The 26,773-nt window shown below is 73.1% G+C and carries 19 protein-coding genes, 1 tRNA gene and 1 pseudogene; 4 read left to right on the top strand and 17 right to left on the bottom strand.

Annotated elements, in window-relative coordinates; translation table 11 throughout:
* Positions 1–10: 10 nt before the first annotated feature.
* The 7 genes from prfA to argS form a co-directional block, all read right to left on the bottom strand.
* Positions 11–1,093 carry a peptide chain release factor 1 gene (prfA, locus tag RF647_RS09915; RefSeq protein ID WP_109222118.1) on the bottom strand — a complete coding sequence of 361 codons (1,083 nt, stop codon included), beginning with the start codon at positions 1,091–1,093 and terminating at the stop codon, positions 11–13.
* A 108-nt stretch (positions 1,094–1,201) separates the two neighbouring features.
* Positions 1,202–3,490 carry a transcription termination factor Rho gene (gene rho / locus RF647_RS09910; RefSeq protein WP_368811571.1) on the bottom strand — a complete coding sequence of 763 codons (2,289 nt, stop codon included), beginning with the start codon at positions 3,488–3,490 and terminating at the stop codon, positions 1,202–1,204.
* 325 nt (positions 3,491–3,815) lie between these two features.
* A complete protein-coding gene (gene thrB / locus RF647_RS09905) occupies positions 3,816–4,766 on the bottom strand; it encodes a homoserine kinase (protein ID WP_368811570.1) in 951 nt (316 codons plus the stop codon).
* A gap of 6 nt (positions 4,767–4,772) precedes the next feature.
* Positions 4,773–5,882, bottom strand: a complete 1,110-nt coding sequence (gene thrC, locus RF647_RS09900; protein WP_368811569.1) for a threonine synthase — start codon at positions 5,880–5,882, stop codon at positions 4,773–4,775.
* Between the two features lie 127 nt (positions 5,883–6,009).
* Complete coding sequence (locus tag RF647_RS09895) at positions 6,010–7,332, bottom strand: homoserine dehydrogenase (RefSeq protein WP_368811568.1); 1,323 nt, start codon at positions 7,330–7,332, stop codon at positions 6,010–6,012.
* On the bottom strand, positions 7,333–8,781 hold the full coding sequence (lysA, locus tag RF647_RS09890) for a diaminopimelate decarboxylase (protein ID WP_368811567.1): 1,449 nt from the start codon (positions 8,779–8,781) through the stop codon (positions 7,333–7,335). It lies immediately after the preceding gene.
* A gap of 4 nt (positions 8,782–8,785) precedes the next feature.
* Positions 8,786–10,456 carry an arginine--tRNA ligase gene (argS, locus tag RF647_RS09885; RefSeq protein ID WP_368811566.1) on the bottom strand — a complete coding sequence of 557 codons (1,671 nt, stop codon included), beginning with the start codon at positions 10,454–10,456 and terminating at the stop codon, positions 8,786–8,788.
* A 105-nt stretch (positions 10,457–10,561) separates the two neighbouring features.
* Here argS and RF647_RS09880 point away from each other — a divergent pair.
* Positions 10,562–10,637 (top strand) — tRNA-Arg (locus RF647_RS09880).
* 61 nt (positions 10,638–10,698) lie between these two features.
* Here RF647_RS09880 and RF647_RS09875 read toward each other — a convergent pair.
* The 5 genes and pseudogenes from RF647_RS09875 to RF647_RS09855 form a co-directional block, all read right to left on the bottom strand.
* Positions 10,699–12,075, bottom strand: a pseudogene (locus tag RF647_RS09875) (APC family permease).
* A gap of 58 nt (positions 12,076–12,133) precedes the next feature.
* Positions 12,134–12,505, bottom strand: a complete 372-nt coding sequence (locus RF647_RS09870; RefSeq protein WP_368811565.1) for a hypothetical protein — start codon at positions 12,503–12,505, stop codon at positions 12,134–12,136.
* 140 nt (positions 12,506–12,645) lie between these two features.
* Positions 12,646–13,473 carry an ABC transporter ATP-binding protein gene (locus RF647_RS09865; protein WP_017834405.1) on the bottom strand — a complete coding sequence of 276 codons (828 nt, stop codon included), beginning with the start codon at positions 13,471–13,473 and terminating at the stop codon, positions 12,646–12,648.
* 3 nt (positions 13,474–13,476) lie between these two features.
* Positions 13,477–14,415 (bottom strand): ABC transporter permease, encoded by a 939-nt coding sequence (locus RF647_RS09860; protein WP_031283500.1) that lies wholly within the window; start codon positions 14,413–14,415, stop codon positions 13,477–13,479.
* A gap of 151 nt (positions 14,416–14,566) precedes the next feature.
* Entirely contained in the window at positions 14,567–15,571 is a 1,005-nt protein-coding gene (locus RF647_RS09855; RefSeq protein ID WP_368811564.1) for an ABC transporter substrate-binding protein, read from the bottom strand.
* Between the two features lie 174 nt (positions 15,572–15,745).
* On the opposite strand from RF647_RS09855, the gene hrpA reads away from it, so the two are divergent.
* Positions 15,746–19,783: an ATP-dependent RNA helicase HrpA gene (hrpA, locus tag RF647_RS09850; protein WP_368811563.1), complete on the top strand. Its 4,038-nt coding sequence runs from the start codon at positions 15,746–15,748 to the stop codon at positions 19,781–19,783.
* Between the two features lie 12 nt (positions 19,784–19,795).
* Here hrpA and RF647_RS09845 read toward each other — a convergent pair whose 3' ends face one another.
* Both RF647_RS09845 and RF647_RS09840 read right to left on the bottom strand, forming a co-directional pair.
* The gene (locus tag RF647_RS09845) at positions 19,796–20,224 is read right to left on the bottom strand and encodes an HIT family protein (protein ID WP_368811562.1); all 429 of its coding nucleotides are present in this window, start codon (positions 20,222–20,224) and stop codon (positions 19,796–19,798) included.
* Between the two features lie 57 nt (positions 20,225–20,281).
* Positions 20,282–20,944 carry an MBL fold metallo-hydrolase gene (locus RF647_RS09840; RefSeq protein ID WP_368811561.1) on the bottom strand — a complete coding sequence of 221 codons (663 nt, stop codon included), beginning with the start codon at positions 20,942–20,944 and terminating at the stop codon, positions 20,282–20,284.
* Positions 20,945–21,057: 113 nt separating this feature from the next.
* Here RF647_RS09840 and RF647_RS09835 point away from each other — a divergent pair, with 113 nt between their 5' ends.
* Together RF647_RS09835 and RF647_RS09830 are read left to right on the top strand one after the other, a co-directional pair.
* Positions 21,058–21,489, top strand: coding sequence for a Fur family transcriptional regulator (locus RF647_RS09835; protein ID WP_017834399.1), 432 nt, complete (start codon positions 21,058–21,060; stop codon positions 21,487–21,489).
* Positions 21,482–22,438 (top strand): diacylglycerol kinase family protein, encoded by a 957-nt coding sequence (locus RF647_RS09830; protein WP_368811560.1) that lies wholly within the window; start codon positions 21,482–21,484, stop codon positions 22,436–22,438. Before RF647_RS09835 ends, RF647_RS09830 begins: the two co-directional genes overlap by 8 nt.
* A 73-nt stretch (positions 22,439–22,511) precedes the next feature.
* Here RF647_RS09830 and RF647_RS09825 read toward each other — a convergent pair whose 3' ends face one another.
* From RF647_RS09825 to RF647_RS09815, 3 genes are all read right to left on the bottom strand, one after another.
* Entirely contained in the window at positions 22,512–23,594 is a 1,083-nt protein-coding gene (locus RF647_RS09825) for a hemolysin family protein (protein WP_368811559.1), read from the bottom strand.
* Complete coding sequence (locus tag RF647_RS09820) at positions 23,591–24,952, bottom strand: hemolysin family protein (protein WP_368811558.1); 1,362 nt, start codon at positions 24,950–24,952, stop codon at positions 23,591–23,593. The genes RF647_RS09825 and RF647_RS09820 overlap by 4 nt, the downstream gene beginning before the upstream one ends.
* Before the next feature lie 194 nt (positions 24,953–25,146).
* A complete protein-coding gene (locus RF647_RS09815; protein ID WP_368811557.1) occupies positions 25,147–26,604 on the bottom strand; it encodes a GuaB1 family IMP dehydrogenase-related protein in 1,458 nt (485 codons plus the stop codon).
* Between the last annotated feature and the right edge of the window lie 169 nt (positions 26,605–26,773).

The following is a 26,773-nucleotide window of genomic DNA, read 5'->3' as shown; positions in this document are numbered from 1 at the left end:
GGGCCCCCGCTCAGCCGTCCTGCTGGCCGATGGCCTCGAGCTGGGCCTGCTCGTCCATCTCGATGGCCGAGCGCACGACCGGCTCGAGGTCCCCCGCCATGACGTGGTCGAGGTTGTACGCCTTGTACCCGGTGCGGTGGTCGTTGATCCGGTTCTCGGGGAAGTTGTAGGTGCGGATCCGCTCGGACCGGTCCATGGTCCGGACCTGGGAGCGGCGCTGCGCGGCGTTGTCCGCGTCGATCTGCTCCTGCTGGTGGGCCAGGATGCGGGCGCGCAGCACCCGCATCGCGGCCTCCCGGTTCTGCAGCTGCGACTTCTCGTTCTGCATCGCCACCACGATGCCGGTGGGCAGGTGGGTGATGCGGACCGCGGAGTCGGTGGTGTTGACGGACTGACCGCCGGGTCCCGAGGAGCGGTAGACGTCGATCTTCAGGTCGTTCTGGCTGATCTCGACCTCCTCGGGCTCGTCGACCTCCGGGAAGACGAGCACCGCCGCGGCGGAGGTGTGGATCCGGCCCTGCGACTCGGTGACGGGCACGCGCTGGACGCGGTGCACCCCGCCCTCGTACTTCAGCCGCGCCCACACGCCCTCGGCGGGGTCCGTGGCGTTCGACTTGATCGCGACCTGCACGTCCTTGTAGCCGCCCAGGTCGGAGTCGTTGGTCGAGATGAATTCGGTCTTCCAGCCGCGGGACTCCGCGTACTTGAGGTACATGCGCAGCAGGTCCCCGGCGAAGAGCGCGGACTCGTCGCCGCCCTCCCCCGCCTTGACCTCGAGGATCACGTTGCGCCCGTCGTCGGGATCGCGCGGGACGAGCAGCCGGCGCAGCTTCTCGCGGGCCGCCGTGAGCTGCTCCTCGAGGGCCGGGATCTCCTCCGCGAACTCGGGTTCCTCGGCGGCGAGCTCGCGCGCCGCCCCCAGGTCCTCCTCGAGGCGGTGCACCCGGTGGTGGGCCTCGACGATGCCGTTGAGCTCGGCGTAGCGGCGCCCGAGCTTGCGCGCCCTGCCCTGCTCCGCGTGCACGGCGGGGTCGGCGAGCTGGCGCTGCAGCTCGGCGTGCTCGTCGAGCAGGGACTGGATGGGATCCGGCATGGGGCGCTCCTTCGGAGGCGGCGGAGAGGGTCGGGCGGCGGTGGGCACGACGACGCCGCCGCGGCCCCGTCCGGTCGAACCGGTCGGGGCCGCGGCGGCGGGGGCGTGCTAGCGGTCGCTCTCGGCGCGGGCCGACAGCGTGGTCTTCTGCACCTGGAGCAGGAACTCGGTGTTGGACTGGGTGTCCCGCAGCTTGTTCGTGAGCAGCTCGAGGGCCTGCTGCTGGTCGAGCCCGGAGAGGACGCGGCGCAGCTTCCACATGATCTTGATCTCGTCCGGGGAGAGGAGGTTCTCCTCGCGGCGGGTGCCCGAGGAGTTGACGTCCACGGCAGGGTAGATCCGCTTGTCCGCGAGCGAGCGGGACAGGCGCAGCTCCATGTTGCCGGTGCCCTTGAACTCCTCGAAGATGACCTCGTCCATCTTGGACCCGGTCTCCACGAGGGCGGTCGCGAGGATCGTGAGCGAGCCGCCGTTCTCGATGTTGCGGGCCGCGCCGAAGAACTTCTTCGGCGGGTACAGCGCCGCGGAGTCCACGCCGCCGGAGAGGATGCGGCCGGAGGCGGGGGCCGAGAGGTTGTAGGCACGGCCCAGGCGGGTCATGGAGTCCAGGAGGACCACCACGTCCATGCCCATCTCCACGAGCCGCTTGGCGCGCTCGATCGCGAGCTCGGCGACCGTGGTGTGGTCGTCCGCCGGGCGGTCGAAGGTCGAGGCGATGACCTCGCCCTTGACCGTGCGCTGCATGTCCGTGACCTCCTCGGGGCGCTCGTCGACGAGCACCATCATGAGGTGGACCTCGGGGTTGTTCGTGGTGATCGCGTTGGCGATCGCCTGCAGCATCAGCGTCTTGCCGGCCTTCGGCGGGGAGACGATCAGCCCGCGCTGGCCCTTGCCGATGGGGGCGACGAGGTCGACGACGCGGGGCCCGATCTTCTTGGGCTCCGTCTCGAGGCGCAGGCGCTCCTGCGGGTACAGCGGGATCAGCTTCCCGAAGTCCACGCGGTCCTTGTTCTCCTCGGTCTTCTTGCCGTTGACCGTGGTGAGCTGGACCAGCGCGTTGAACTTCTGCCGCGTGGCGTTCTGCTGCTCGCCGTCGCGGGGGGCGCGGATGGCGCCGACCACGGCGTCGCCCTTGCGCAGGTTGTGCTTCTTGACCTGGGCGAGGCTGACGTAGACGTCGTTCGGGCCGGGGAGGTAGCCGGAGGTGCGCACGAACGCGTAGTTGTCGAGCACGTCCAGGATGCCGGCGACGGGCAGCAGGACGTCGTCCTCGGTGAACTCCGTGTCGTCGACCTCGGGGCCGGTGCTGCGCCCGCGGCGGTTGCGCCGCTCGTTGCGCTCGGCGCGGTCGTTGCGTTCGTTGCGGTCGCTGCGGTCCCGGTCGCGGTCGTTGCGGTTGCGGTTGCGGCGGCTGCGGCGGCTGCCGCCGTCGTCCTGGCGGTTGTCCTGGCCGCCCTTGTCCTGGCGGTTGTCCTGGCCGCCCTTGTCCTGGCGGTTGTCCTGGCCGCCCTTGTCCTGGCGGTTGTCCTGGCCGCCCTTGTCCTGGCGGTTGTCCTGGCCGCCCTTGTCCTGGCGGTTGTCCTGGCCGCCCTTGTCCTGGCGGTTGTCCTGGGACTTCCCGCCCTCGGACCGGCCGTCGCGCCGGCCGCGGCCGTCGCCCCGGTCCTGGCCGCCCTTGTCCTGGCCCCGGTTGTCCTGGCCGCGGTTCTCGTTGCGGCTCCGGTCCTGCTTCGACCGCTCGTCGTCACGGCCCTCGGCCGAGGAGCGCGCCTCGTCGGTCTCCTGCCCGGAGTCCTGGGCTCCGCCGCTCTGGCCGCCGTTGCTCTGGCCGTTGTCGTCGCGGTTGCGGTTGCGGCGGCTGCGGTTGCGGTTGCGGCCGCCCTCGCCCTCGGCGCCGGAGGCGTCCTCGGCGGGAGCGGGCTGGTCAGCCGGCTGCTGTTCGGTGGAGCCCTGCGCCGCGGTCTGCTGGGCGGCGTCCTGCTGCTCGGAGCCCTGCTGCGCGGGGGCGGACACCACACCGGTGCTCGTGGCGCGGCGGGAGCGCGAGCGCCGCTGCGGCTGGCCGCCGTCGGCGCCCTGCGCGGCGGAGGAGTCCTCGCCCGTCGTGGCGGCGGCCGGGGCCGTGCCCTGGTCGGCGCCGCCGTCGGCGGTCTTCTCGACCGTCTGCGCGATTTTCTGCTCGACGGCCTGGTCCCGGTCGGCGACGGCGCCACCGCGCTGGTGGGCGGCGATCGCGTCGACCAGCAGGCTCTTGCGCATCCGGCGGGCGCCGGTGATTCCGAGCTGGGAGGCGAGCGCCTGCAGCTGGGCCAGCTTGAGCGCGGACAGTCCCGCGTTCCGGGGGTCGCTGGTGGTGGTCTCTTCCGTACCCGTGGAAAGGTCGGTGGTCTCGGTCACGAAGTGTCCTTCTCCCTCGGTGGGGGGCCCATGGATCTCAGAGTCCAGGACCGTGGATGGTTCCCGGCGGGCCGCGATCGCGGGCCGCCTGCGGCGGGGCGCACTTCAGGGCGCGGCAGCCTGGGCGAACAAGGTGTCACCCGGAGATCATGGTGCGCTCCGGTCCGTGTCGGTGCGGGCCGGGGCGCCGACGGCATCGAAGAAGCCGGTGCCGGCGGGGGATCACCGGAGAATCTGAGGCGGTGGAGCCGAGGACCCCGGGGCATCCGACCGGGGCGCTGCCCCTCATGATGCCCGCTGTCCTCGCCGCGCCGGGCGCGGTCTCCTACCCCTGGATCTGCTGCGGGTGCCTCTCCAGCTTAGCACCCTGACCGTCGACGCGCAGACGGAGGACACGCCAGGAGACGGAATCGGCTCCGGGGGCGACGAGCTCCGCGAGGGCCTGCTCCGTCTCCTGCGCCTGGTCCCGGTCCGCGGCGAGGACCAGGACGGTCGGCCCGGCCCCGGAGATCATGGCCGGCAGCCCGCGGGCCCGCAGCGCGGCCATCAGCCGCGCGCTGGGGGGCATGGCCGAGGCCCGGTACGGCTGGTGCAGCCGGTCCTCGGTGGCGGGCAGCAGCAGCTCGGGGCGCCGCGTGAGGGCTTCGACGAGCAAGGCCGTCCGGCCGGCGTTGACCGCGGCGTCGTGGTGCGGGACGGTCGCGGGCAGCAGGGAGCGGGCGAGGCGGGTGGGGACCTCGAAGTCGGGGATCGCCACCACCGGCACGACGTCCTCGTGGACGGTCACGGGGGCGCTGCGGTAGCCGTCCGCGTCGGTCCAAGAGATCACGAGCCCTCCGAAGAGGGACGGGGCCACGTTGTCCGGATGGCCCTCCATCGCGGCGGCGACCTGGAGCAGGCGCCGGTCGTCGAGGGCGCGCTCCGCGGGCAGCAGCGCGTTCGCCGCGAGCACGCCGGCCACCACGGCCGAGGCGCTCGAGCCCATCCCGCGGCCGTGCGGGATCCGGTTGGTCGCCTCGAGCCGCAGCCCCGGCAGCTCCTCGACGCCCGCGGCCCGGAAGGCGGCCCGCATGGCGCGGACCACCAGGTGCTCCGCGGACCGGGGCACGGACGCGGAGCCCTCCCCGTGCAGCTCGAACTCCAGGCCGCCGCCGGTCACGGTGACGGCGAGGTCGTCGTAGTGGCCCAGGGCCAGGCCCAGGCTGTCGTAGCCCGGGCCCACGTTGCCGGTGGAGCCGGGGACGCTCACCGCCACCCGCTGGCCGATCTCGAACATCCGGGACTACTCCAGGCCCAGCGCGGCGGCGACGGCGACCACGTCGAAGGGCACGCGCGTGGGCTCGGCCAGCGAGGGGTCCTCCCGCTCGGCGGCCTTGATCGCCCACTGCGGGTCCTTGAGACCGTGGCCGGTCACGGTGATGACCACCGTCTGCCCCGTGGGGGCCTCCCCCGCGGCGTGCTTCTGGAGCAGGCCGGCCACGCCTGCGGCGGAGCCCGGCTCGACGAACACGCCCTCCTTGGCCGAGAGCCACCGGTGGGCGGTCAGGATCTCGTCGTCCGAGACGGAGCCGATGAGCCCGCCGGACTCGTCGCGGGCGGCGATCGCCGAGTCCCAGGACGCGGGGTTGCCGATCCGGATGGCGGTCGCGATGGTCTCGGGCTCCGTGACGGGGTGGCCCAGGACCAGCGGGGCCGCGCCCTCGGCCTGGAAGCCCCACATCACGGGCAGTTTCGTCGAGACGGCCGGCAGCTCCCCCGCCGTCGCGGACGCGTAGGGCCGGGCGTACTCCTGGTAGCCCTTCCAGTACGCGGTGATGTTGCCGGCGTTGCCGACCGGCAGGATGTGCAGGTCCGGGGCGTCGCCGAGGGTGTCGACCACCTCGAACGCCCCGGTCTTCTGGCCCTCGATCCGGTACGGGTTCACGGAGTTGACGAGGAACACGGGGTAGGACTCGGAGAGCTTGCGGGCCACCTCGAGGCAGTTGTCGAAGTTGCCGTCCACCTGGATGATGTCCGCGCCGTGCGCCACGGCCTGCGAGAGCTTGCCCATGGCGATCCGCCCCTCCGGCACGAGCACCGCGCACGTGAGCCCGGCCTGCTTGGCGTAGGCCGCGGCGGAGGCGGAGGTGTTGCCGGTCGAGGCGCACACGACGGCCTCGGCGCCCTCCTCCTTGGCCTTCGTGATCGCCATGGTCATGCCCCGGTCCTTGAACGAGCCGGTCGGGTTCATGCCCTCGAACTTCAGCCAGACGGTGTTGCCGGTGAGCTCCGAGAGGGCGCGCGCCCGGATCAGCGGCGTACCGCCCTCCCCCATCGTGATGACCTCGGTGGAGTCGGAGACCGGCAGCCGGTCCCGGTACTCGTTGATGACGCCCTGCCAGACGTGTGCCATGTGCTGGATCTCTTCCTGTGGACTCGGTGGTGCGGAGGGGGGGTGCTCGTGCGGGGTGCTCGCGGGGGGCGTGCGGCGGCACCCCCTCCGGGTGCGGTGCCGCCCGCAGGCGGCACCGCGGGGCGGATCAGTCGGCGTGCTCCACACGGATCACGCCGGCGACCTCCTCGACGAAGGGCAGCTCGCGCAGGGCGTCCACCGTGGCCACGAGGTCCTTGTTCGCGCCCCGGTGGGTCACGAGCCGGATCTCCGACAGCTGCGGGTCGCCGTGCGGGTGGTCCGTCTGCTGCATCGTGAAGATCGACACGCCGTGGTCGGCGAAGACCTGGGCGATCCGCGCCAGGACGCCGAGCCGGTCCTGGACCGTCAGGGTGATCGAGAAGCTCGTGCGGACGTCGTCCATCGGCGCGGCGGCGAGCTGGGCGTGGGGGTCCGCGCCCTGGGCCGGGCCGCCGAGCACGAGCCGGCGCGCGGCCGAGACGAAGTCGCCCAGCACGGCCGAGGCGGTGGCGGCGCCGCCGGCGCCCGCGCCGTAGAACATGAGGGACCCGGCGTTCGCGGCCTCGACGAACACGGCGTTGTAGGCGCCGTGCACGCCGGCCAGCGGGTGCTCCCGCGGGATCATGGTCGGGGTGACCCGCAGGTTCACCCCGCCCGGGCAGCGCTCGCACACCGCCAGGAGCTTGATGACGTAGCCGGCCTCGCGGGCGGCGGCGACGTCCGCGGCGGTGACGCCGGTGATGCCGCGGCAGTACACGTCGTCGATGGTGAAGGTCGAGTGGAAGGCCAGGGACGCGAGGATCGCGGCCTTCGCCGCGGCGTCGTGACCCTCCACGTCGGCGGTGGGGTCCGCCTCGGCGTAGCCGAGCTTCTGCGCCTCGGCGAGCGCGTCGTCGAACTGCTCGCCGGTGGTGTCCATCTGGTCGAGGATGTAGTTCGTGGTGCCGTTCATGATGCCCAGCACGCGGTCCACCCGGTCCCCCGCGAGGGAGTCCTGCATGGGGCGCACGATGGGGATCGCCCCGGCCACGGCGGCCTCGTAGGACAGGGGCACGCCGGCGGCGTCGGCCGCGTCCTGGAGCTGGCGGCCGTGCCGGGCGATGAGGGCCTTGTTGCCCGAGATCACCGGCTTGCCGGCGTGCAGGGCCCGCAGGATGCGGCTGCGGGCCGGCTCGATGCCGCCGGTCAGCTCGATGACCACGTCCGCGGCGTCGACGAGGGCCTCGGCGTCGGTCGTGAGCAGCTCCTCGGGCAGCTCGACGGTCCGCCGGGCGGCGAGGTCCCGTACGGCGACGCCGATGAGCTCCACGGGCGCGCCCACGCGGGCGGCGAACTCGGGGCCGTGGTCGAGCAGGGTCCGGGCCACCTCGGCGCCGACGTTGCCGGCACCGAGCAGGGCGACCTTCACGGTCGAGGGCGGGCGGGTGGTCTCAGGGGTCGAGGCGGTCAATCAGGCTCCCAGGTCGCGGGCGAACAGGTCTTCTTCGGTCTCGCCCCGCACGATGAGCCGGGCCTCCGGCCGGCCGCCGGCGGCGCGCACGGCGACGACCGGCGGGCGGGCGATCCAGTTGTAGTTGCTGGACAGGGCCCAGCAGTAGGCGCCGGTGGCGGGCACGGCCAGGACGTCCCCGGGGGCGAGGTCCTCGGGCAGGTAGACGTCCCGGACCACGATGTCACCGGACTCGCAGTGCTTGCCCACCACCCGGGAGAGCACGGGGGCCCCCTCGGCGCGGCGGTTCGCGAGCACGGCCGTGTAGTCGGCCCCGTAGAGCACGGGCCGGGCGTTGTCGCTCATCCCGCCGTCCACGGAGACGTACCGGCGCTGCGCGCCGGACTCCGCGGTGACGGTCTTCAGGGTGCCCACGGTGTAGAGGGTGCACGCGGCCGGCCCGGAGATCGCGCGGCCGGGCTCGATGGACAGGTGCGGGACCGCCATCCGCAGGGACCGGGCCGTGGTGGCCACCTGGTCCGCGAGGGCCTCGGCGATCTCGCGGGCCGGCCGGGGGGTGTCGGCCTCGGTGTAGGCGATGCCGTAGCCGCCGCCGAGGTCGAGCTCCGGGAGGGTCAGGCCGAAGCGCTCGTCGGCGGCGGCCATGAAGGCGAGCACCCGCTCCGCGGCCATCCCGAAGCCGTCGGCGTCGAAGATCTGGGAGCCGATGTGGCAGTGGATCCCGCGCAGGTCGAGCTCGGGCTCCAGGACGCACGCGGCGACGGCCTGCATCGCGGGGCTGTCCCCGCCGCCCTCGGGCGGGGCGAGGGACAGGCCGAACTTCTGGTCCTCGTGGGCGGTGGCGATGAACTCGTGCGTGGACGCGTGCACGCCGGGGGTGACCCGGATCAGCACGGGGGCGACGACGCCGAGGGTGCGCGCCAGGTGGGCCACGAGCTCGATCTCGGCGAGGGAGTCCACGACGATCCGGCCGAGGCCGTGGTCGAGGGCGCGGGTGATCTCGGCGGCGGACTTGTTGTTGCCGTGCAGGGCGATCCGGGCGGGCTCCATGCCGCCGCGCAGGGCGACGGCCAGCTCCCCGCCCGAGGCGGTGTCCACGTTGAGGCCCTCCTCGCGCAGCCAGCGCACCACCTCGGTGGTCAGGAAGGACTTGCCGGCGTAGTAGACGGAGACCTCGGCCCCGATCCGCGCGAACGCCTCGGTGAAGGCGGTGCGGAACTCGCGGGCGCGCGCCCGGAAGGTGTCCTCGGAGTAGACGTAGGAGGGAGTGCCGTAGCGCTCGGCGAGCTCCGGGACGGGGATCCCCGAGACGGCCAGCACGCCGTCCTCGCCGCGGCGGAACGCCTCGGGCCAGATGACGGGGTCGAGGGCGTCGAGGTCCTCGGGGACGCTGAGCCAGGCCGGCGCCAGGGGGGAGCCCCCGGTGCGGGTGGTCGGGTCGGCGGTCATGCGATCACATCCTCTCCGGCGCGGACACGCCGAGCACGCCCAGGCCGTTGGCCAGGACCTGGCGTGCGGCGTCGTTGAGCCACAGGCGGGTGCGGTGCAGGTCGGTGACCTCGTCCTCGCCCTGCGGCGCCACGCGGCAGGCGTCGTACCAGCGGTGGTAGGTCCCGGCGAGCACCTCGAGGTGGCGCGCCACGCGGTGCGGCTCGCGGAACTCGGCGGCCTGGGCGAGCACCGACGGGTACTGGCCGAGGGCGGCCAGCAGCTCCCCCTCCATCGGGTGGTCGAGCAGCGAGGCGTCGAACACGGCCTCCCCCCGCTCGTCCGTGCGGGCGACCCCCGCCGCCTCGGCGTTGCGCCCCACCGCGCACGTGCGGGCGTGGGCGTACTGGACGTAGAACACCGGGTTCTCGTTGGAGCGCCGGGTCAGCAGGCCCAGGTCGATGTCGATGTTGGAGTCCACGGAGAAACGGGTCAGCGAGTACCGGGCGGCGTCGACGCCGACGGCCTCCACGAGGTCCTCCATGGTCACCACGTTGCCGGCACGCTTGGACATCCGCACGGGCACCCCGTCCTTGACGAGGTTGACCATCTGGCCGATGAGGACCTCGACCCGGTCCGGGGCGTCGCCCAGGGCGGCGGCGGCGGCCTTGAGCCGGGCCACGTAGCCGTGGTGGTCGGCGCCGAGCATGTAGATGCACAGGTCCGCGCCGCGGTCCCGCTTGTCCTTGAAGTAGGCGATGTCGCCGGCGATGTAGGCGGCCTGGCCGTCGGACTTGATGACCACCCGGTCCTTGTCGTCGCCGTAGGCGCTCGAGCGCAGCCACCAGGCGCCGTCCGCGAAGTAGAGGGCGCCGGAGGTCTTGAGCTGCTCGAGGAGCTTCTCCACGGCGCCCTGGTCGAACAGGGACTGCTCGTGGAAGTACACGTCGAAGTCCACGCCGAAGTCGTGCAGCGAGGACTTGATCTCGGCGAACATCAGCTCGACGCCCGCGGCGCGGAACGCCTCCTGGGGGTCCCCGGAGTCGAGGACGCCGGGGTTCTCGGCGACGATGCGCGCGGCGATGTCGGTGATGTACTCCCCGCCGTAGCCGTCCTCGGGGGCGGGCTCGCCCTGGGCGCGGGCCAGCAGGGAGCGGGCGAAGCGGTCGATCTGCGCGCCGGCGTCGTTGAAGTAGTACTCGCGCACCACGTCCGCGCCCTGCGCCTCGAGCACGCGGGCGAGGGAGTCGCCGACCGCGGCCCAGCGGGTGCCGCCCAGGTGGACCGGGCCGGTGGGGTTCGCGGAGACGAACTCCAGGTTGACGGACGTCCCGGCCAGCGACCGCGCCCGGCCGAAGGCCTTGCCCTGCTCCACGACGGTGCGGGCGATCTCCCCGGCGGCGGCGGCGTCCAGGGTGATGTTGAGGAAGCCCGGCCCGGCGACGTCCACGGCGGCCACGCCCGCGGTGCCCTGGAGGCGGTCCCGGACCACGGCGGCGACGTCGCGCGGGGCGCGCCCCACCTTCTTGGCCAGCTGCATGGCGACGTTGGTCGCCCAGTCCCCGTGCTCCCGGTTCTTCGGTCGCTCGATCCGCACCTCCGGCAGCGGAGCGCCGTCGGCGAGGGCGAGGTCGCCCCGGGCCACGGCGTCCTGCAGGCATGCGGATACGGCGAGGGAAAGTTGTTCTGGAGTCACCGGACCAGTGTAACCGGGCGCCGTGGAGCGCCGGCGCCGGGTGGTCCACGAGCACCCCGCGAAACCTGCTAGTATCGTCGAGGTTCATCGCTGCGGCGGTGAAAGGCCCGCGTAGCTCAGGGGATAGAGCGTCTGCCTCCGGAGCAGAAGGCCGTAGGTTCGAATCCTACCGCGGGCACCACTCGGGACGAAGGCCCCGGACCACTCGGTCCGGGGCCTTCGTCGTGCCCGGCCCGGGCCGGTCAGCGGCGCTCCGCGGGTCGGCCGGTGCCGGCTCCCCGGTCCCCCGCCTCCTCGGCCCGCCGGTACCGGACAGGCTGCCCGCCGCGGACCCGAGCGACGGCGTAGAGCAGCACGCCCACGGCGAGGACGATCCCACCGCGTGCCCACACCCCGGCCTCCAGCTGGGTCAGCAGCACGAGGCAGGACAGGACGGCGAGCACCGGCAGCGGCGTCCAGGCGCGGAAGTGCCGGTGCTCGACCATCTCCCGGCGCAGCACGAGGACGGCGACGTTCGTGCTGATGAAGACGATGAGCAGCAGCAGCACCACCGTCTCCGCCAGCACGGCCACCCCACCGGTGAGGGTCAGCGCCAGCGCGGCGAGGGTCGTGACGACGATGGCCACCCAAGGGGTGCCGCGGCCCGGCAGGACCCGGCCCAGCACGGCGGGGAAGAGTCCCTACACGGCCATGCCGTAGGTGAGGCGGCTGGCCATGATCATGGTCAGCAGGGCCCCGTTGGCCACCGCGACCAGGGCGAGCAGGCTGAACAGCCAGCCGGGCACCGGGACCCCGGTGGCCGTCACCACGTCCAGCAGCGGGGCGCTCGAGGACTCCAGCCGGTCGGCCGGCAGGGCCACCGACGCCGCCGTACCGACCAGCACGTACATCGCTCCGGCCACCAGGAGGGACCCGAACAGGGCCCGGGGGTAGACCCGCGACACGTCGCGGACCTCCTCGGCCATGTTGGCCGAGGTCTCGAAGCCCACGAAGGAGTAGTACGCGAGCAGTGCGGCGCCCAGCACGCCCAGCAGCGGGTCGACGTCCTCGCCGAAGCGCACCGCGCGCCCGACGTCGCCGCCTCCGCCGCCGAGCATCACGGCGACGGCCACGACGACCAGGACCAGCCCCGAGACCTCGAGCGCCGTCATGACGACGTTGGCGCGCAGCGACTCCTTGATCCCGCGCGCGTTGAGCAGGGCGATGGCGACGAGGAACACGATGGCCCCGACAGCCGGGGGCACGTCCACGAAAACCGCGAGATAGTCCCCGCTGAAGGCCAGGGCCAGCGCGGACGCGCTGACCACGCCGGCGGTGAGCATGCAGAAGCCGACGAGGTAGGGCACGATCGGGACGCGGAAGGCGCGGTGGGCGAAGACCGCCGCCCCGCCCGCCCGCGGGTACTTGGTGACGAGCTCGGCGTAGGACGCGGCCGTCAGCAGGGCCAGCAGCAGCGCCACGAGCATCGGTGCCCAGGTGACGCCGCCCACCTCCCCCGCGATGATGCCCACGAGGGCGTAGACCCCGGCGCCGAGGACGTCTCCGAGGATGAACAGGAATAGGAGGGGCCCGGTGATGTGCTTCTTGAGGCCCGGACCGTCAGCAGGCTGATTGAGCATGTGACGAGTCTAGGCCGACCGCCCGGCGCAGGAAGCCGGAGCCCCGGTCGTGGGCCCGTCAGTTGCGGGCGCCGGGGTCCCGGCGCCCCGGGCCGCGGAACTCGTCCGGGTCGTAGGGGCGCACGGGTCCGTCGCCGAACTGCTCGTCGAGCAGCCGGTCCTCGGCGCTGGAGCCCTCCCCCGCCGAGCGGCGCCAGTTGAACCCGGCGATCGCCAGGGCCCCGCCGCCGAGCAGGGTCACGGCGCCCACCACGACGACCACCACCGCGCGCCCGCTCAGGCCCGTCCCGTCCTCCGTCGAGACGCGCGCCAGGTGGTGGATGGCCTCGGGCACGGTGAACGTGGAGACGAACAGGGCCACCACGCCCACGGCCACCAGCCACCCCCTGGTGCGTCGGCGGGCGTGGTGCGGGTCGGGGGTCTGGCTCACGGGGCTGCTCTCCTGGCTGCTGGACGTGCTGCTGGGCTCGACCTGGCGGACCGCCCGGCGACGCGCGACGGGGCGGGCCGTGCCCGGCCCGCCCCGTCCTCGTCCGCGCCGGTCGTGGGCCGGCGGCCGGTGCCGTCCGGTCAGGAACCGTCCTCGGTCTTGACGCTCTCGAACAGCGTAGCGTCGTCGAACGCCTCCTGCCCCGCCCCCGGCTGCAGCCGGCGGAACTGCTCGAGCAGTCCGGGCACCGTCATCGACTGCTTCTGCGCGGCGTCGAGCTCGAAGAGGATCCGGCCCTCGTGCATCATGATGAGCCGGTTGCCCAGGCGCAGGGCCTGGTCCATGTTGTGCGTGACCATCACCGTGGTGAGGTGCTGCTCGGCCACGATGTCCGCCGTGAGCCGGGACACGAGGTCCGCGCGCTGCGGGTCGAGGGCCGCCGTGTGCTCGTCGAGGAGCAGGATGCGCGGCTCGGAGAACGTCGCCATGAGCAGGGACAGCGCCTGCCTCTGGCCGCCGGAGAGCAGGCCCACCTTGGCGCCCAGCCGGTTCTCCAGGCCCAGCTCGAGGCTGGCCAGCTTGTCGCGGAAGAGCTGGCGGCGGGCGCTCGTCAGCCCCGGGGCGAGCCCGCGGGACTTGCCCCGCTGGTACGCGATCGCCATGTTCTGCTCGACCGTCATGGTGGGCGAGGAGCCCTTCATGGGGTCCTGGAACACGCGGGACAGGTACCGGGCTCGCTTGTGCTCGGGCAGCCGGGTGACGTCGGTGTCGTCGACCCGCACCGTGCCCGTGTCCGGGATCAGGCTCCCCGAGATGGCGTTGAGGATCGTCGACTTGCCGGCGCCGTTGGAGCCGATGACGGTGAGGAAGTCGCCCTCCGCCAGGGTCAGCGAGACGCCGGCGAGGGCGCGCCGCTCGTTGACGGTCCCGGCGAAGAACGTCTTGTGGACGTTGTCGATGGTGAGCACGGCTCAGGCACCTGCCTTCGTGGTCGCGGGGGTGTCGGTGAGGTCGTCGACGAGCCGCGCCGCCTCGCTCGCCAGGTGCCGCTCCCTGCGGCGCCGGAAGAACTGCAGCTGGGGCACCACGAGCGCGGCCACCACGAGGACCGCGGAGATCAGCTTCATGTCGGACGGGTTGAGGCCCGCCTGCAGGGCCACGGTGATGACGAGACGATAGACGACCGAGCCGAGGACGACGGCGAGGGTCGCCATCACCACCGTGCGCGAGCCGAAGAGCCCCTGGCCGAGGATCACGGAGGCGAGGCCGACGACGATGAGGCCGATGCCCATGCCGATGTCGGCGAAGCCCTGGTACTGGGCCACGAGGGACCCGGCGAGGCCCACGAGCCCGTTGGACAGGCACAGGCCCAGCATCTTCTGGTGGTCCGTGTTCACGCCGAAGGAGCGGATCATCTCCGGGTTGTCGCCGGTGGCCTGCATGGCGAGGCCGGCGTCCGTGTAGAGGAACCAGTCGAGGAGGACCTTGACCACGGCCACCCCGAGCAGGAACAGGGCGATGCCGATCCACGTCCCCTGCACGCCCATCTCGGCGAGCGGGGTGAAGACCGTGTCCTCGCGCAGCAGCGACAGGTTCGCGCGCCCGTCCATGACGCGCAGGTTGATGGAGTAGAGCGCGGTCATGGTGAGGATGCCCGCGAGCAGCCCGTTGATGTGGGCCTTGGTGTGGAGCAGGCCCGTGATGAGCCCGGCGAGCGCACCGGTCAGGAAACCGGCGGCGGTGGCGAGCCAGGGGCTGCCGCCGCCGAGGATGATCATCGCCGTGGTGGCGGCGCCCGTGGTGAAGGACTGGTCGACCGTCAGGTCGGGGAAGTCGAGCACCCGGAACGTGAGGTAGACGCCCAGCGCCATGACCGCATAGAGCAGTCCGAGTTCGATACCGGCTATCACTTCTGCTGGATCCGTTCTGGTTGGTCGGAGACGGGGGCCGTCCGCCGATCGGGCGGGCGCGTCCTCCGTCGGAGGGGTGCCGCGGGGGCGGGGGCCGGGCGGGCCGGCGTCCGGGGTCTCCGGACGCCGCCGCCGTCCCGGCCGCCGGGGACTACTCGATGACCTGGTCGGCGGAGTCCTGGAGCTCCTGGGGGACCTCCACGCCCATCCGCTCGGCGGCCTGCAGGTTGATGATCAGTTGCGTGTCCTCCTGTGACTCGACGGGCATGGAGGCGGGGTCCCCGCCCTCCTTGAGGATGCGCACGGCCATCTCGCCGGTCTGGCGGCCGAGCTGCTCGTAGTCCAGGCCCTGGGTGATGAGGGCGCCGCGCTCCACGGAGTCGCCCTCGCCGGCGATCAGGGGGATCTGCTTGGACTCGGCGGCGGAGATCACGGCCTCGAGGCCGGAGACCACCTTGTTGTCGGTGGGCACGTAGATGGCGTCGGTGTCCAGGGACTCGGCGGCCTGGGCCACCTCGGAGGTGTTGGTCACCGACTTCTCGACGACCTCCAGCCCCTCCTCCGCGGCGGCCTCCTTCGCGAGGTCCACCTGGACCTGGGAGTTGGTCTCGCCCGAGCTGTAGATGATGCCCACGGACTCCGCCGCCGGGTTGAGCTGCTTGATCAGCGCGATCTGCTCGGCGACCGGGTTCATGTCGGTGGTCCCGGTGACGTTGCCACCGGGGCTCTCGAGGGAGTCGACCAGCCCGGCCTCGACCGGGTCGGTGACGGCCGTGAACAGCACCGGTCGGTCGGTGACCGACTGGGCCAGGCCCTGGGCGGACGGCGTCGCGATCGCCAGGACGAGGTCCGCGTCCGAGGACGCCATGTTGGAGGCGATGCTGGTGGAGGTGCCCTGGTCCCCGGAGGCGTTCTGGAGGTCGACGGTGAGGTTCTCCCCCTCCGTGTAGCCGCCCTCCTCGAGCGCGGCGAGGAAGCCCTCCCGGGCGGAGTCGAGCGAGGGGTGCTCCACGAACTGGCTGATCCCGACGGTGGCCTCCTCGGCGGCCTCGCCGCCGCCCCCGCCGCCGGCGGGCTCGGTGTCGGAGCCGCCGCAGGCCGTGAGGAGCAGGGCGGTGGAGGCGAGGGCCGCCGTCATCGGGAACAGTCGCTTCATGGTGGGTCCTTTCGGGAACGAGTGGTGTCAGCGATATTACCTTCCGTTCGGTCACAAAATGAGAGGCAGCTCACAAGTGGTGACATAACGGCTCCGACGGCGTGTCGGAGGTGCCCGATCGTCCACCGGGACCCGGCCCTCCGCGGCCCGCGTCCCCGGTAGGATCGGGAGGTCATGTCAGCATCCCTGAGCAGCCCCCGAACCATCGTCTACCCCGAGAACCTCCCGGTCTCCGCGCGCCGCGAGGACATCATGGGCGCGATCGCCGCGCACCAGGTGGTCGTGATCGCCGGTGAGACCGGGTCCGGCAAGACGACCCAGATCCCCAAGATGTGCCTCGAGCTCGGCCTGGGCGAGCGCGGCCTGATCGGCCACACCCAGCCGCGGCGGATCGCCGCGCGCTCGGTCGCGGAGCGGATCTCCTCGGAGCTCGGCGAGAAGATCGGCGGCACGGTCGGCTACCAGGTGCGCTTCACCTCCGAGGTGGGCGCGGACTCGCGGGTCAAGCTGATGACGGACGGCATCCTGCTCGCCGAGATCCAGCACGACCGCCTGCTGCAGAAGTACTCGGCGATCATCATCGACGAGGCCCACGAGCGCTCCCTCAACATCGACTTCCTGCTGGGCTACCTCCGGCGGATCCTGCCCCGGCGCCCGGACCTGAAGGTGATCATCACCTCGGCCACGATCGACCCCGAGCGCTTCGCCCGGCACTTCGCGCCGGAGGCGGCCGAGGGCGACGAGCCGGGACGGGCCCCGGTCATCGAGGTCTCGGGCCGCACGTACCCGGTGGAGATCCGCTGGCGCCCGCTGGCCCAGCCGCGCTCCGGGGACGGCGGCCAGGACGCCGAGGACGCCGGCGACGGGCTGGAGGACGAGGACCGGGACCCGATCGACGCCGTGTGCGACGCCGTCGAGGAGCTCTCCGCGGAGCCGCCCGGGGACATCCTGATCTTCTTCGCCGGCGAGCGGGAGATCCGCGACGCCCAGGAGGCGCTGCAGGGCACCCTGAAACGGGTGCGGGGCCTGGCCGACGCCGAGATCCTGCCCCTGTTCGGCCGGCTGTCCATGGCGGAGCAGCACCGGGTGTTCGCGCCGTCGGGCCGCCGCCGGATCGTGCTGGCCACCAACGTGGCCGAGACGTCGCTGACCGTCCCCGGCATCAAGTACGTGATCGACCCGGGCACGGCCCGCATCTCGCGCTACTCGGCGCGGACCAAGGTGCAGCGCCTCCCGATCGAGCGGATCTCCCAGGCCTCGGCGAACCAGCGGGCGGGGCGCTGCGGGCGCGTCTCGGACGGCATCTGCATCCGGCTGTACTCGGAGGAGGACTACCTCTCCCGCCCGGAGTTCACCGACCCCGAGATCCTGCGCACGTCCCTGGCGGCCGTGATCCTGCAGATGACCTCGGTGGGGGTCGTCAAGGAGCCCGGGGACATCGAGCGCTTCCCCTTCGTGGAGCCGCCGGAGTCCCGGGCCGTCAAGGACGGCGTGGCCCTGCTCCGGGAGCTGGGCGCCCTCAAGGAGCCGCGGGGCGCGTCCCCGCGGGGCGGGCGGGACGACGACGCCCGCGGCGGGCCCCTGACCCCGGTGGGCCGGCAGCTGGCGCAGCTGCCGGTGGACCCGCGGCTGGGCCGGATGATCGTGGAGGCGGACCGGCGGGGCTGCGCCCGGGAGGTCATGGTCCTCGCGGCGGCGCTGACCGTCCAGGACCCCCGCGAGCGCCCCCTGGAGAAGCGGCAGCAGGCGGACGAGCTGCACAAGCGGTTCTTCGACGAGAACTCCGACTTCACGAGCTGGCTGCTGCTGTGGCGCTACGTCCAGGAGCAGCAGGAGGAGCTCTCCTCGACGCAGTTCCGGAAGCTGTGCCGGCGGGAGCACCTGAACTTCCTGCGCATCCGGGAGTGGCAGGACCTCTACGCACAGCTGCGCCAGATGGGCCAGCCGGTCGGCATCCGGGTCGGCAAGGGCCGCGAGGTGGACCCCTCCGGGAAGGAGCGGGAGATCCACCTCTCGCTGCTGGCGGGGCTGCTCAGCCACATCGGGCTCAAGGACGAGCGCAAGCGGGAGTACCAGGGCGCCCGCGGCTCGCGGTTCGCCGTCTTCCCGGGCTCCAACCTGTTCAAGAAGTCCCCCGACTGGGTCATGTCCGCCGAGCTCGTGGAGACCTCCCGGCTGTGGGCCCGCGTCAACGCCGCGATCGACCCGCTGTGGGCCGAGGAGCTGGCCCCGCACCTGGTCAAGCGCAGCGTCTCGGAGCCCCACTGGTCCCGGGCGCAGGGATCCGTGATGGCCTACGAGAAGGTCACCCTCTACGGCGTGCCCGTCGTGGCCCAGCGCCGGATCAATTTCTGGCGGGTGGACCCCGCCCTGGCGCGGGAGCTGTTCCTCCGCCACGCCCTCGTGGAGGGCGACTGGCAGACCCGGCACCGGTTCTGGGCGCGCAACCGCAAGCGCCTGGCCGAGGTCGAGGAGCTCGAGAACCGGCTGCGCCGCAAGGACCTGCGGATCGACGACGAGGCCCTGTTCGCGTTCTACGACGCCCGGATCCCCGAGTCCGTGGTCTCGGCACGGCACTTCGACGCGTGGTGGAAGAAGGCCCGCCAGCAGGACGAGCACCTCCTGGACCTGGACCCCGAGGACCTGATCGCCGAGGAGGCCGGCGGCTACGACGAGTCGCTCTACCCGCGCCAGTGGGTCCGGCGCACCCGGGACGGGGAGCTGGTGCTGGACCTCGCCTACGAGTTCGCCCCGGGCTCCGACCAGGCGGACGGCGTGACCGTGCGCGTGCCCGTGCTGTTCCTCAACCAGCTGGACCCCGAGCAGTTCCGGTGGCAGATCCCCGGGTTCCGCACCGAGCTCGTCACCGCGCTCATCAAGTCCCTGCCGAAGGCCGTGCGCCGCAACTTCGTGCCCGCCCCCGACGTCGCCCGCCAGGCGGTGGCGATGCTCGACGCCGACTTCGACCCCGCCGTCGACGCCCTCGAGCCGTCCCTGGAGCTGGTCCTGCGCCGGCTCAAGGGCCACGTGGTCCCGCCGGGCTCCTGGAACTGGGAGGCCGTCCCGGCCCACCTGCGGATGCGCTTCGAGGTGCGGGACCGCCGCAACCGGGTGCTGGGCGAGGGCGAGGACCTCGAGGCGCTCCGGGCGGAGCTGCACGACGAGATCCGTGCCGCCCTCGCCGAGTCCCTCGGCGCGGTGCCCGGCGCGGCCCCCGGCGCCCCGGCCGGCGGCCCCGCCCGGAGCGGCCCGCGCTCCCCCGCGCCCCGGCCCCCGGACGCGGCGCCGGCCCCGCCGGCGCTCGAGCGCTCGGGGCTGACGGCGTGGCCCGAGGAGGATCTGCCGCGCAGCGTGGAGACGACGGTGGCGGGCCAGCGGATCACCGGGTGGCCGGCGCTCGTCCCTGAGCGTCCCCGGGCCGCGGGGAGCCGGCCTGCCGGCCGGGAGGCCACGGTGGCCGTGCGCATCCTGTCCTCCGCCGCAGAGCAGGGGGCCGCCCAGCGCCGCGGGGTGATCACGTTGCTGCAGCTGCGCATCCCCTCCCCCGAGCGGTACGTGCTGGAGCACCTCAACAACCGGGAGAAGCTGGTCTTCACGCAGAACCCGCACGGGTCGGTGACCGAGCTCATCGCGGACTGCACGGTCGCGGCCATCGACAAGCTCACGCCGCCCGAGCCCCCCTTCACCCGGGCGGAGTTCGACGCGCTGCACGAGCACGTGCGGGCCGAGCTCATCGACACCGTCTTCCAGGTCACCGCGCTCGTGGAGCAGGTGCTCTCCGGGGGCGCCCGGATCCGCAAGCAGCTCAAGCGGTCGTCCTCGCTCGCCGCGGTGAACTCGCTCAACGACGTCAAGGCCCAGCTCGAGCACCTCGTGCACCCGGGCTTCGTCGCCGCCACCGGCTACGACCAGCTCCAGCACCTGCCCCGCTACGTGCGGGCGATGGAGGTGCGGCTCGAGAAGCTCGCCGGCCACCTGCAGCGGGACACGGTCGGGATGCTCGCCGTGCAGAAGCTCGAGGACGACTACGACGCCGCGCTGGACGCCCTGCCGCCGCATGCCCCGGTCCCGGACGAGCTGCGCCGGGTGGCCTGGATGATCGAGGAGCTGCGGGTCTCGCTGTTCGCCCAGGAGCTGGGCACCGCCCACACCGTCTCGGAGAAGCGGATCCGCAAGGCCCTCAAGGACGCCCTCGGGGCCGCCCGGGCCTGACCCGGCGGCGGGTCAGGCCTGCGGCACGGCGGACCCGTGCCCGGCCTCGACGAGGGCGTTCCGGATCCGCTCCGCGGCCTCGTCCATCCAGGCGGGGTCCGGGTCGCGGAGCACGTTGACGAACTGGAACTGCTCGACCGTCTCCGCCGGCCACACGTGCACGTGGGTGTGCGGGACCTCGAAGCCCTGGATCATCTGGCCCACCCGCGCCGGCCGCCAGACGGCGTCGATGGCCCGCCCGATGCGCTGGGAGACCACCATCAGGTGCGCCGCCAGGTCCTCCGGCAGGTCGACCCAGTGGTCGTGCTCCTCGCGCGGGACCACGAGCGTGTGGCCCTGCGCGAGCGGGTCGATCGACAGGAAGCCGACGCAGCGCTCGTCCTGCCAGACGAAACGGCCGGGGATCTCCCCCTCGATGATCTTCGTGAAGACGGTGCTCACAGGTGCTCCCTTTCGGTGGTGGGTCGGGTGCGGTCGGCGGGCCGCGCGGGCCCGCGGCTACAGGACGACGCGCTCGCCGGTGGCGAGGTGGCGGTACTCGGCGCCGTACTTGGCGGCGAACGAGGTGAGCTGGCCCTCGATCACGCCGAGGCCGTTGTCGGAGAGCAGACCGTCGTGGATCTGGAAGACCCGCTCGGGGCGCACGGACACCACGAAGTCGACGACCTCCGCCAGCTTGTTCCACGGCGCGTGGATCGGCGCCAGCAGCACGGGGGCGGAGAGCCCGTGCGGGACCACCAGCGAGTCGCCGGGGTGGTAGACCGTGTCCTCGACCAGGTAGCCGATGTTGTCCACGGTGCGGATGAGCGTGTGGATCAGGGCGTGCTGGCCGCCGAACGTCCGCACGGTGAAGCCTTCGAGCTCCAGCACGGTCTCGGGCTCGGCGTCGTGGATCGCGTGGCCCTCCCCCAGGGCCTCCCGGAGCCCCGCGGCCACCGGGGCCGGGGCGTACACCTGCACCTCCGGGTGCGCCCGGAGGTGCGCGTGCACCGGCTCGGGGTCGAGGTGGTCCGGGTGCTCGTGCGTGACGAGCAGGACGTCGGCCCCGTCGAGGGCCTCCGCCAGCTCCTCCCGTCCGGAGAACTTGCCCGGGTCGATCACCAGGACCCTGCCCTCGTTCTCGAGCCGCACGCACGAGTGGGTGTACTTGATGAGCTCCATGGGCCCACCCTAACCCCGGGTCCTCCCGGGTCCCACCGGCCGGCGGGGCACGTTCCGCGCGGTCCTTGTTAAGCTGGTGCTCGGCCCGGGCACCAGCGACGAGAGGACGAGGCGTGAGCGTGAGAACCAGCGGGGGGAGCGCCGGGGAGGTCCGCAACACCCGGCAGCGCCGCGCCGTCGCGCGGGCGCTCGCGTCCCTGGAGGACTTCATCTCCACGCAGGACCTGCACGCCCTGCTGCGGGAGCGCGGCGACTCCGTCTCCCTGGCCACGACCTACCGGATCCTGCAGTCGATGTCCGAGCTCGGCGAGCTGGACGTCCTGCGCAGCGACGACGGCGAGGCGATCTACCGCCGCTGCGCCGCCGAGCACCACCACCACCACCTGGTGTGCCGCCGCTGCGGCGCCGCCGTGGAGCTCGAGGCCCCCGCGGTCGAGGAGTGGGCCGGGCGCACCGCCGCCGCCCACGGCTTCACCGAGGTGGACCACACGGTCGAGATCACCGGCCTGTGCGCCGCCTGCGCGGCGCGGCGGGCCGATGGCTGAGCCGGGCCCGTCCCGCGGCGTCTTCGTCCTGGCGGTCAACCCGTGCGCCGGCCGCGGCCGGGCCCTCGAGGACGCCCACCGGGCCGCGGAGCTCCTGCGGACCGGCGGCGACGAGGCCGTGGTGCTCTCCGCCGCGGACCTCGGCACCCTGGTGGGGCTGGTGCGCGACCGGCTGCGGGCGCACGCCCTCACCACCCGGGGGCTCGTGGTCGTGGGCGGGGACGGGATGGTCCAGGCCGGCCTCGGTGTGCTCGTGGAGCTCGCCGCGCAGGGCGTCGACATCCCACTGGGCGTGGTGCCCTGCGGGACCGGCAACGACCTGGCCCGCCACCTGCGCGTGCCGCTCCGGGACCCGGTGGCCGCGGCCGGGCGGATCCTGCGCCGGCTCGACGACCCCCGGGCCCGCCGCCTCGACGTGGGTCGGGTGCGCTTCGCGGACGGCCGCACGTCCTGCTTCGCGACCGCCCTGTGCGCGGGCTTCGACGCCGTGGTCAACGAGCGGGCCAACCGGTGGCTGCGCCCGACCGGCTCCTCCCGCTACCTGCTGGCCGTCCTGATGGAGATCGCGCGGCTGCGCACCGTCCACTACCGGCTCGAGATCGAGGACGCCGGCGGCCGGCGCCGCACGGAGCGCCGGGACGGGGTCCTGCTGAACGTCGCCAACACGTCGTCGATCGGGGGCGGCCTGCGGATCGTGCCCGACGCCCGGGCGGACGACGGGCTGCTGGAGCTGTTCACCGTGGCGCCCCTGGGCCGGGCCCGGTTCCTGCTCCTGTTCCCCCGGCTGTTCTCGGGCCGGCACGTGGCGCTGGAGAGCGTGCGGATCGAACGGGTCCGCGCCGTGGCCGTGGAGGCCCCGGACGTCACCGTCTACGCGGACGGGGAGCGCCTCGGCCCGCTGCCCGCGCACGTGGACGTGCTCCCCGCGGCGGTCCGCGTCCTGGCCTGAGCCGGGGCCCGGTCGCGGCACCGGGCGCCCGGCGCCGCCCGCCGCGGAAGTCCCCGCGGCGGGCGCCGGCCGTTCAGCGCGGCGGCTCCGAGGTGTCCACCCGGTCCCCGCGGCGCTGCCGCCGGTCCTGGGTGGTGTCCCGGATCTCGCCCACCAGCTCCTCGATGACGTCCTCGAGGAACAGCACGCCCAGGGTCTGCCCGCCGGCGTCGACCACGCGCGCCAGGTGCGAGCCCGTGCGCTGCATCGCCGCCAGCGCGTCGTCGATCTCGATCCCGGGACGCAGGTTCGCCAGCGAGCGCACCCGGGTCACCGGCACCGGCTCGTTGTAGCGGCTCTCCGGGATCGAGAGCACGTCCTTGATGTGCAGGTAGCCGTTGAGCTCGCCGTCGTCCTCCGTGAGGGCGAAGCGGGAGAAGCCCGTGCGGGCCACCGCCTTCTCGACGTCCGCCGCGGAGGCGCCCTCGGGCAGCGTGACGAGCTGGTGCAGCGGCACCATCACGTCGGCGGTGCGCTTGGACGAGAACTCGAGCGCGCCGGAGAGCAGGCCCGTCTGGTCCGCCACCGTGCCCTCCTTCGTGGACTCCGCCACGATGGACTGGAGCTCGTCCAGGGTGAAGGTCGAGGAGACCTCGTCCTTCGGCTCGATCCCCATGAGCTTCAGGACGTGGTTCGCCGCCCAGTTCAGCGTGGCGATCACGGGCTTGACCATGCGGGAGACGAACACGAGCGGGGGCGCCAGCAGCAGCACGGCGCGGTCCGCGGCGGACACCGACATGTTCTTCGGCACCATCTCGCCGAACACCACGTGCAGGAAGGTGACCACGAGCAGGGCCGTGAGGAACCCGCTGACGTCGGCGACCTCGGCCGGCACGCCGAGGTGGACCAGCGGGCCGGAGACGATGTGGTGCAGCGCCGGCTCGGAGATGTTGAGGATCAGCAGGGAGCACACGGTGATGCCCAGCTGGCAGCAGGCCAGCATGAGGGACACGTGCTCCATCGCGTACAGCGCGGTCCGGGCCCGCTTGTTGCCCTCCTCGGCCAGCGGCTCGATCTGGCTGCGCCGTGCGGACATGACGGCGAACTCGCCGCCCACGAAGAAGGCGTTGCCCGCCAGGAGCACCACGAGCCACGCGAGGCCTGCCCAGTCGCTCATCGTGCGTCCTCCTCTCGTGCGCCGCTCTCGCGGGCCCCTGCGGGGGCGTCCTCGGGCTCGGCCGGTGCGGGTACGAACCGGATGCGGTCCACGCGGCGCCCCTCCATCCGGGCGACCTCGAGCACGCCGCCCTGGACGGGGACCAGGTCCCCGGGCTTCGGGATCTGCCCGAGCCGGTCCATCATGAACCCGCCCATGGTCTCGTAGGCGGGACCGTCCTCGATGTCGAGCTCCGTGATCTGCTCGGAGACCTCGTCGGGGCGCATCAGCCCCGGGAAGTACCACTCGCCCGCCGCGGACTGCAGGGCGCCGAGGCTGAGCCGGTCGTGCTCGTCGGAGACCTCCCCGACCACCTCCTCCACGAGGTCCTCGAGGGTGACGACGCCGGCGGTGCCGCCCCACTCGTCGACGACGACGGCCATCTGGAGCCCGCCGGAGCGCAGCTGCACGAGCAGGGAGTCGAGGTGGACGGTCTCGGGCACGCGCAGGACGTCCTCCATGATCGCCCCGCACTCGAGGGCGGCGCGGCGCTCCGACGGCACGGCCACGGCCTTCTTGACGTGGACCACCCCGCGGACGTCGTCCGGGGAGTCGTCCATCACGGGGAAGCGGGAGTGCCCGGTGCGGGAGGCGACGGCCACGACGTCCGCGACGGAATCGTGGGAGTCGAGCATCTGCACGCGGATCCGGGGCGTCATCACGTCCGCGGCCGTGCGCTCGGCGAAGGTGAGGGTCTTCGCGACGAACGCGGCGGTGCCGGCGTCCAGGGTGCCCATCTTCGCGGAGCGGCGGACCATCGAGGACAGCTCCTCCGGCGAGCGCGCGCCCGAGAGCTCCTCCTTGGCCTCCATCCCGAACAGGTGCAGGACCCGGTTGGCCACGCCGTTGAGGGTGACGACGAACGGCTTGAACACCGCGGTGAACACGAGCTGGGGACGGGCGACCAGCCGCCCCACCCGGAACGCCTCCGCGATGGCCCAGTTCTTGGGCACGAGCTCGCCCAGCAGCATGGACAGCAGCGTGGAGATGAGCATCGACAGCGCCAGGGTCGCTCCCCCGGCGCCCGCCACGGACAGGCCGGTGAGCTCGGCGATCGGTTCCCGCAGGAAGGACTGGAGCGCCAGGTCCAGGGTGTAGCCGGTGAGCAGCGTGGTCAGCGTGATCCCCAGCTGGCAGCTGGAGAGCTGCGTGGACAGGGACTTGAGGCACTTCAGCAGCGGTTCCGCCGCGCGGTCGCCCTCGGCGATCGCCCGGCGCACCGTGGTCTGGTCGAGGGCCACGAGGGAGAACTCCACGGCCACGAAGAAGCCCGTGCCGAGGATGAGCAGCAGGCCCGCCGCCAGGAGCAGCCATTCCATCAGGAGCGGCCTCCCGCCGCGGCTCGCCGGGCGGGGACGGAGCGGTCGGCGGCCGGGCGGCCGGGGGTGGAGCGGGGGACGGTGGGCGAGCCGGCTCGGGGGCCGCGGCGGGGGGCGCCGCGGCCGGGCCGGCAACTACTGAACGAGTCCATGAGAGCTCCAGGGTACCGGAGCGGGAGCCCCTCGGCGCCGGTTCAGGACCAGCTGACGGGGCGCGCCCTGCCCTCCTCGTAGCCGGACGCGGACTGGATGCCGACCACGGCCCGGGCCGCGAACTGCTCGAGGGTCGTGGCGCCCGCGTAGGTCATGGAGCTGCGCACGCCCGCGGTGATCTGGTCCACGAGGTCCTCCACGCCGGGGCGCTCGGGGTCGAGGTACATCTTGGAGCTCGAGATGCCCTCCTCGAAGAGCCCCTTGCGGGCCCGGGCGAAGGCCCCCTCGCCGCGGGTGCGCTCGCGCACGGCGCGGGTCGAGGCCATGCCGAAGCTCTCCTTGTACATGCGGCCGTCGGCGTCCACGTTCAGCTCGCCCGGGCCCTCGTGGGTGCCGGCGAACCAGGAGCCCACCATGACCTGGCTGGCCCCGGCCGCCAGGGCGAGGGCGACGTCCCGGGGGTGCTTGACGCCGCCGTCCGCCCAGACGTGCCGGCCCAGCCCGGCGGCGGCCTCGGCGCACTCGAGCACGGCGGAGAACTGCGGCCTGCCCACGGCGGTCATCATCCGGGTGGTGCACATCGCACCGGGGCCCACGCCGACCTTCACGATGTCCGCGCCGGCGTCGACGAGGTCCTGGACGCCGTCCGCGGTGACCACGTTGCCCGCCACGACGGGCACGTCGGGGGCCGCCGCGCGGACCAGCTCGAGAGCCTCCACCATCTTGCGCTGGTGGCCGTGGGCGGTGTCCACCACGAGCACGTCCACGCCGGCGTCGAGCAGCGCCCGGGCCTTGCCCCGGACGTCTCCGTTGATGCCCACGGCGGCGCCCACCCGGAGCCGGCCCGCCGCGTCCAGGGCGGGGGTGTAGATCGTGGAGCGGACCGTGCCCTTGCGGGTCAGCACGCCCACGACCGTGTCGCCGTCGAGCACCGGCGCCACATGGGCGCGCGTCTGCGCGAGCCGGTCGTAGGCGGCGGCGAGGACGTCGTCGCCGGACCCGGCGCGGACCTCCGCCAGGGTGAACACCGGGGCGTCGGTGCGCATGATCGAGCCGAGCTGGGTGAAGCGGTCCACCTCGGCGCAGTCGGCCGCGAGCACCACCCCGCGGTAGGCCCGCCCCGGACCGCACACCACCACGGCGCCGTGGGGCCGCTTGTGCATGATGCCCAGGGCGTCGTGGACGGTGTCCTCGTCCCCGAGGACCACGGGCGTCTCGAAGCGCGGCGAGCGCTCCTTGACCCAGGACGTGACGTCCGCGATGACGTCGAGCGGGATGTCCTGCGGCAGGATGCCCAGACCGCCGCGGCGGGCCAGCGTCTCGACCATTCGGCGCCCGGTCACGGCGGTCATGTTCGCGGCCACCAGCGGCACGGTGGCGCCCGTGCCGTCGCGCGGGGTGAGGTCGACGTCGAACCGGGAGGTGACCCGGGAGCTCGAGGGGACGAGGAAGACGTCGCTGTAGGTCAGGTCGGACGTGGGGGTGTTGAGAAATCGCACGCCCGCCAGTCTAGCCGGGGCCCGCGACACGCGCCCCGGGGCCGGGCCACGGACTAGCCATGCCGCCGCGCGGATCACTAGACTCGCCGGAGGTACGGCCGCGCCCGGTCGACGACCGTCCGGCAGGTTCCGGAGGCGGACGCCGCCGGCTGTCACGGGAGACGGCCGG

Source organism: Kocuria sp. CPCC 205263 (assembly GCF_040981075.1).
In the GTDB taxonomy this organism is placed as follows: domain Bacteria; phylum Actinomycetota; class Actinomycetes; order Actinomycetales; family Micrococcaceae; genus Kocuria; species Kocuria rosea.
The sequence above is the reverse complement of the archived record's forward strand: the minus strand, read 5'-3'. Positions and strand labels throughout refer to the sequence as shown.

Coding starts and splice junctions, on each gene's coding strand:
- lysA (WP_368811567.1), bottom strand. CDS start 8,781: ATGACCGCCGACCCGACCACCCGCACCGGGGGCTCCCCCCTGGCGCCG.
- prfA (WP_109222118.1), bottom strand. CDS start 1,093: ATGCCGGATCCCATCCAGTCCCTGCTCGACGAGCACGCCGAGCTGCAG.
- thrB (WP_368811570.1), bottom strand. CDS start 4,766: ATGTTCGAGATCGGCCAGCGGGTGGCGGTGAGCGTCCCCGGCTCCACC.
- RF647_RS09825 (WP_368811559.1), bottom strand. CDS start 23,594: ATGAGCGACTGGGCAGGCCTCGCGTGGCTCGTGGTGCTCCTGGCGGGC.
- thrC (WP_368811569.1), bottom strand. CDS start 5,882: ATGGCACACGTCTGGCAGGGCGTCATCAACGAGTACCGGGACCGGCTG.
- RF647_RS09840 (WP_368811561.1), bottom strand. CDS start 20,944: ATGGAGCTCATCAAGTACACCCACTCGTGCGTGCGGCTCGAGAACGAG.
- RF647_RS09830 (WP_368811560.1), top strand. CDS start 21,482: ATGGCTGAGCCGGGCCCGTCCCGCGGCGTCTTCGTCCTGGCGGTCAAC.
- RF647_RS09820 (WP_368811558.1), bottom strand. CDS start 24,952: ATGGAATGGCTGCTCCTGGCGGCGGGCCTGCTGCTCATCCTCGGCACG.
- RF647_RS09855 (WP_368811564.1), bottom strand. CDS start 15,571: ATGAAGCGACTGTTCCCGATGACGGCGGCCCTCGCCTCCACCGCCCTG.
- hrpA (WP_368811563.1), top strand. CDS start 15,746: ATGTCAGCATCCCTGAGCAGCCCCCGAACCATCGTCTACCCCGAGAAC.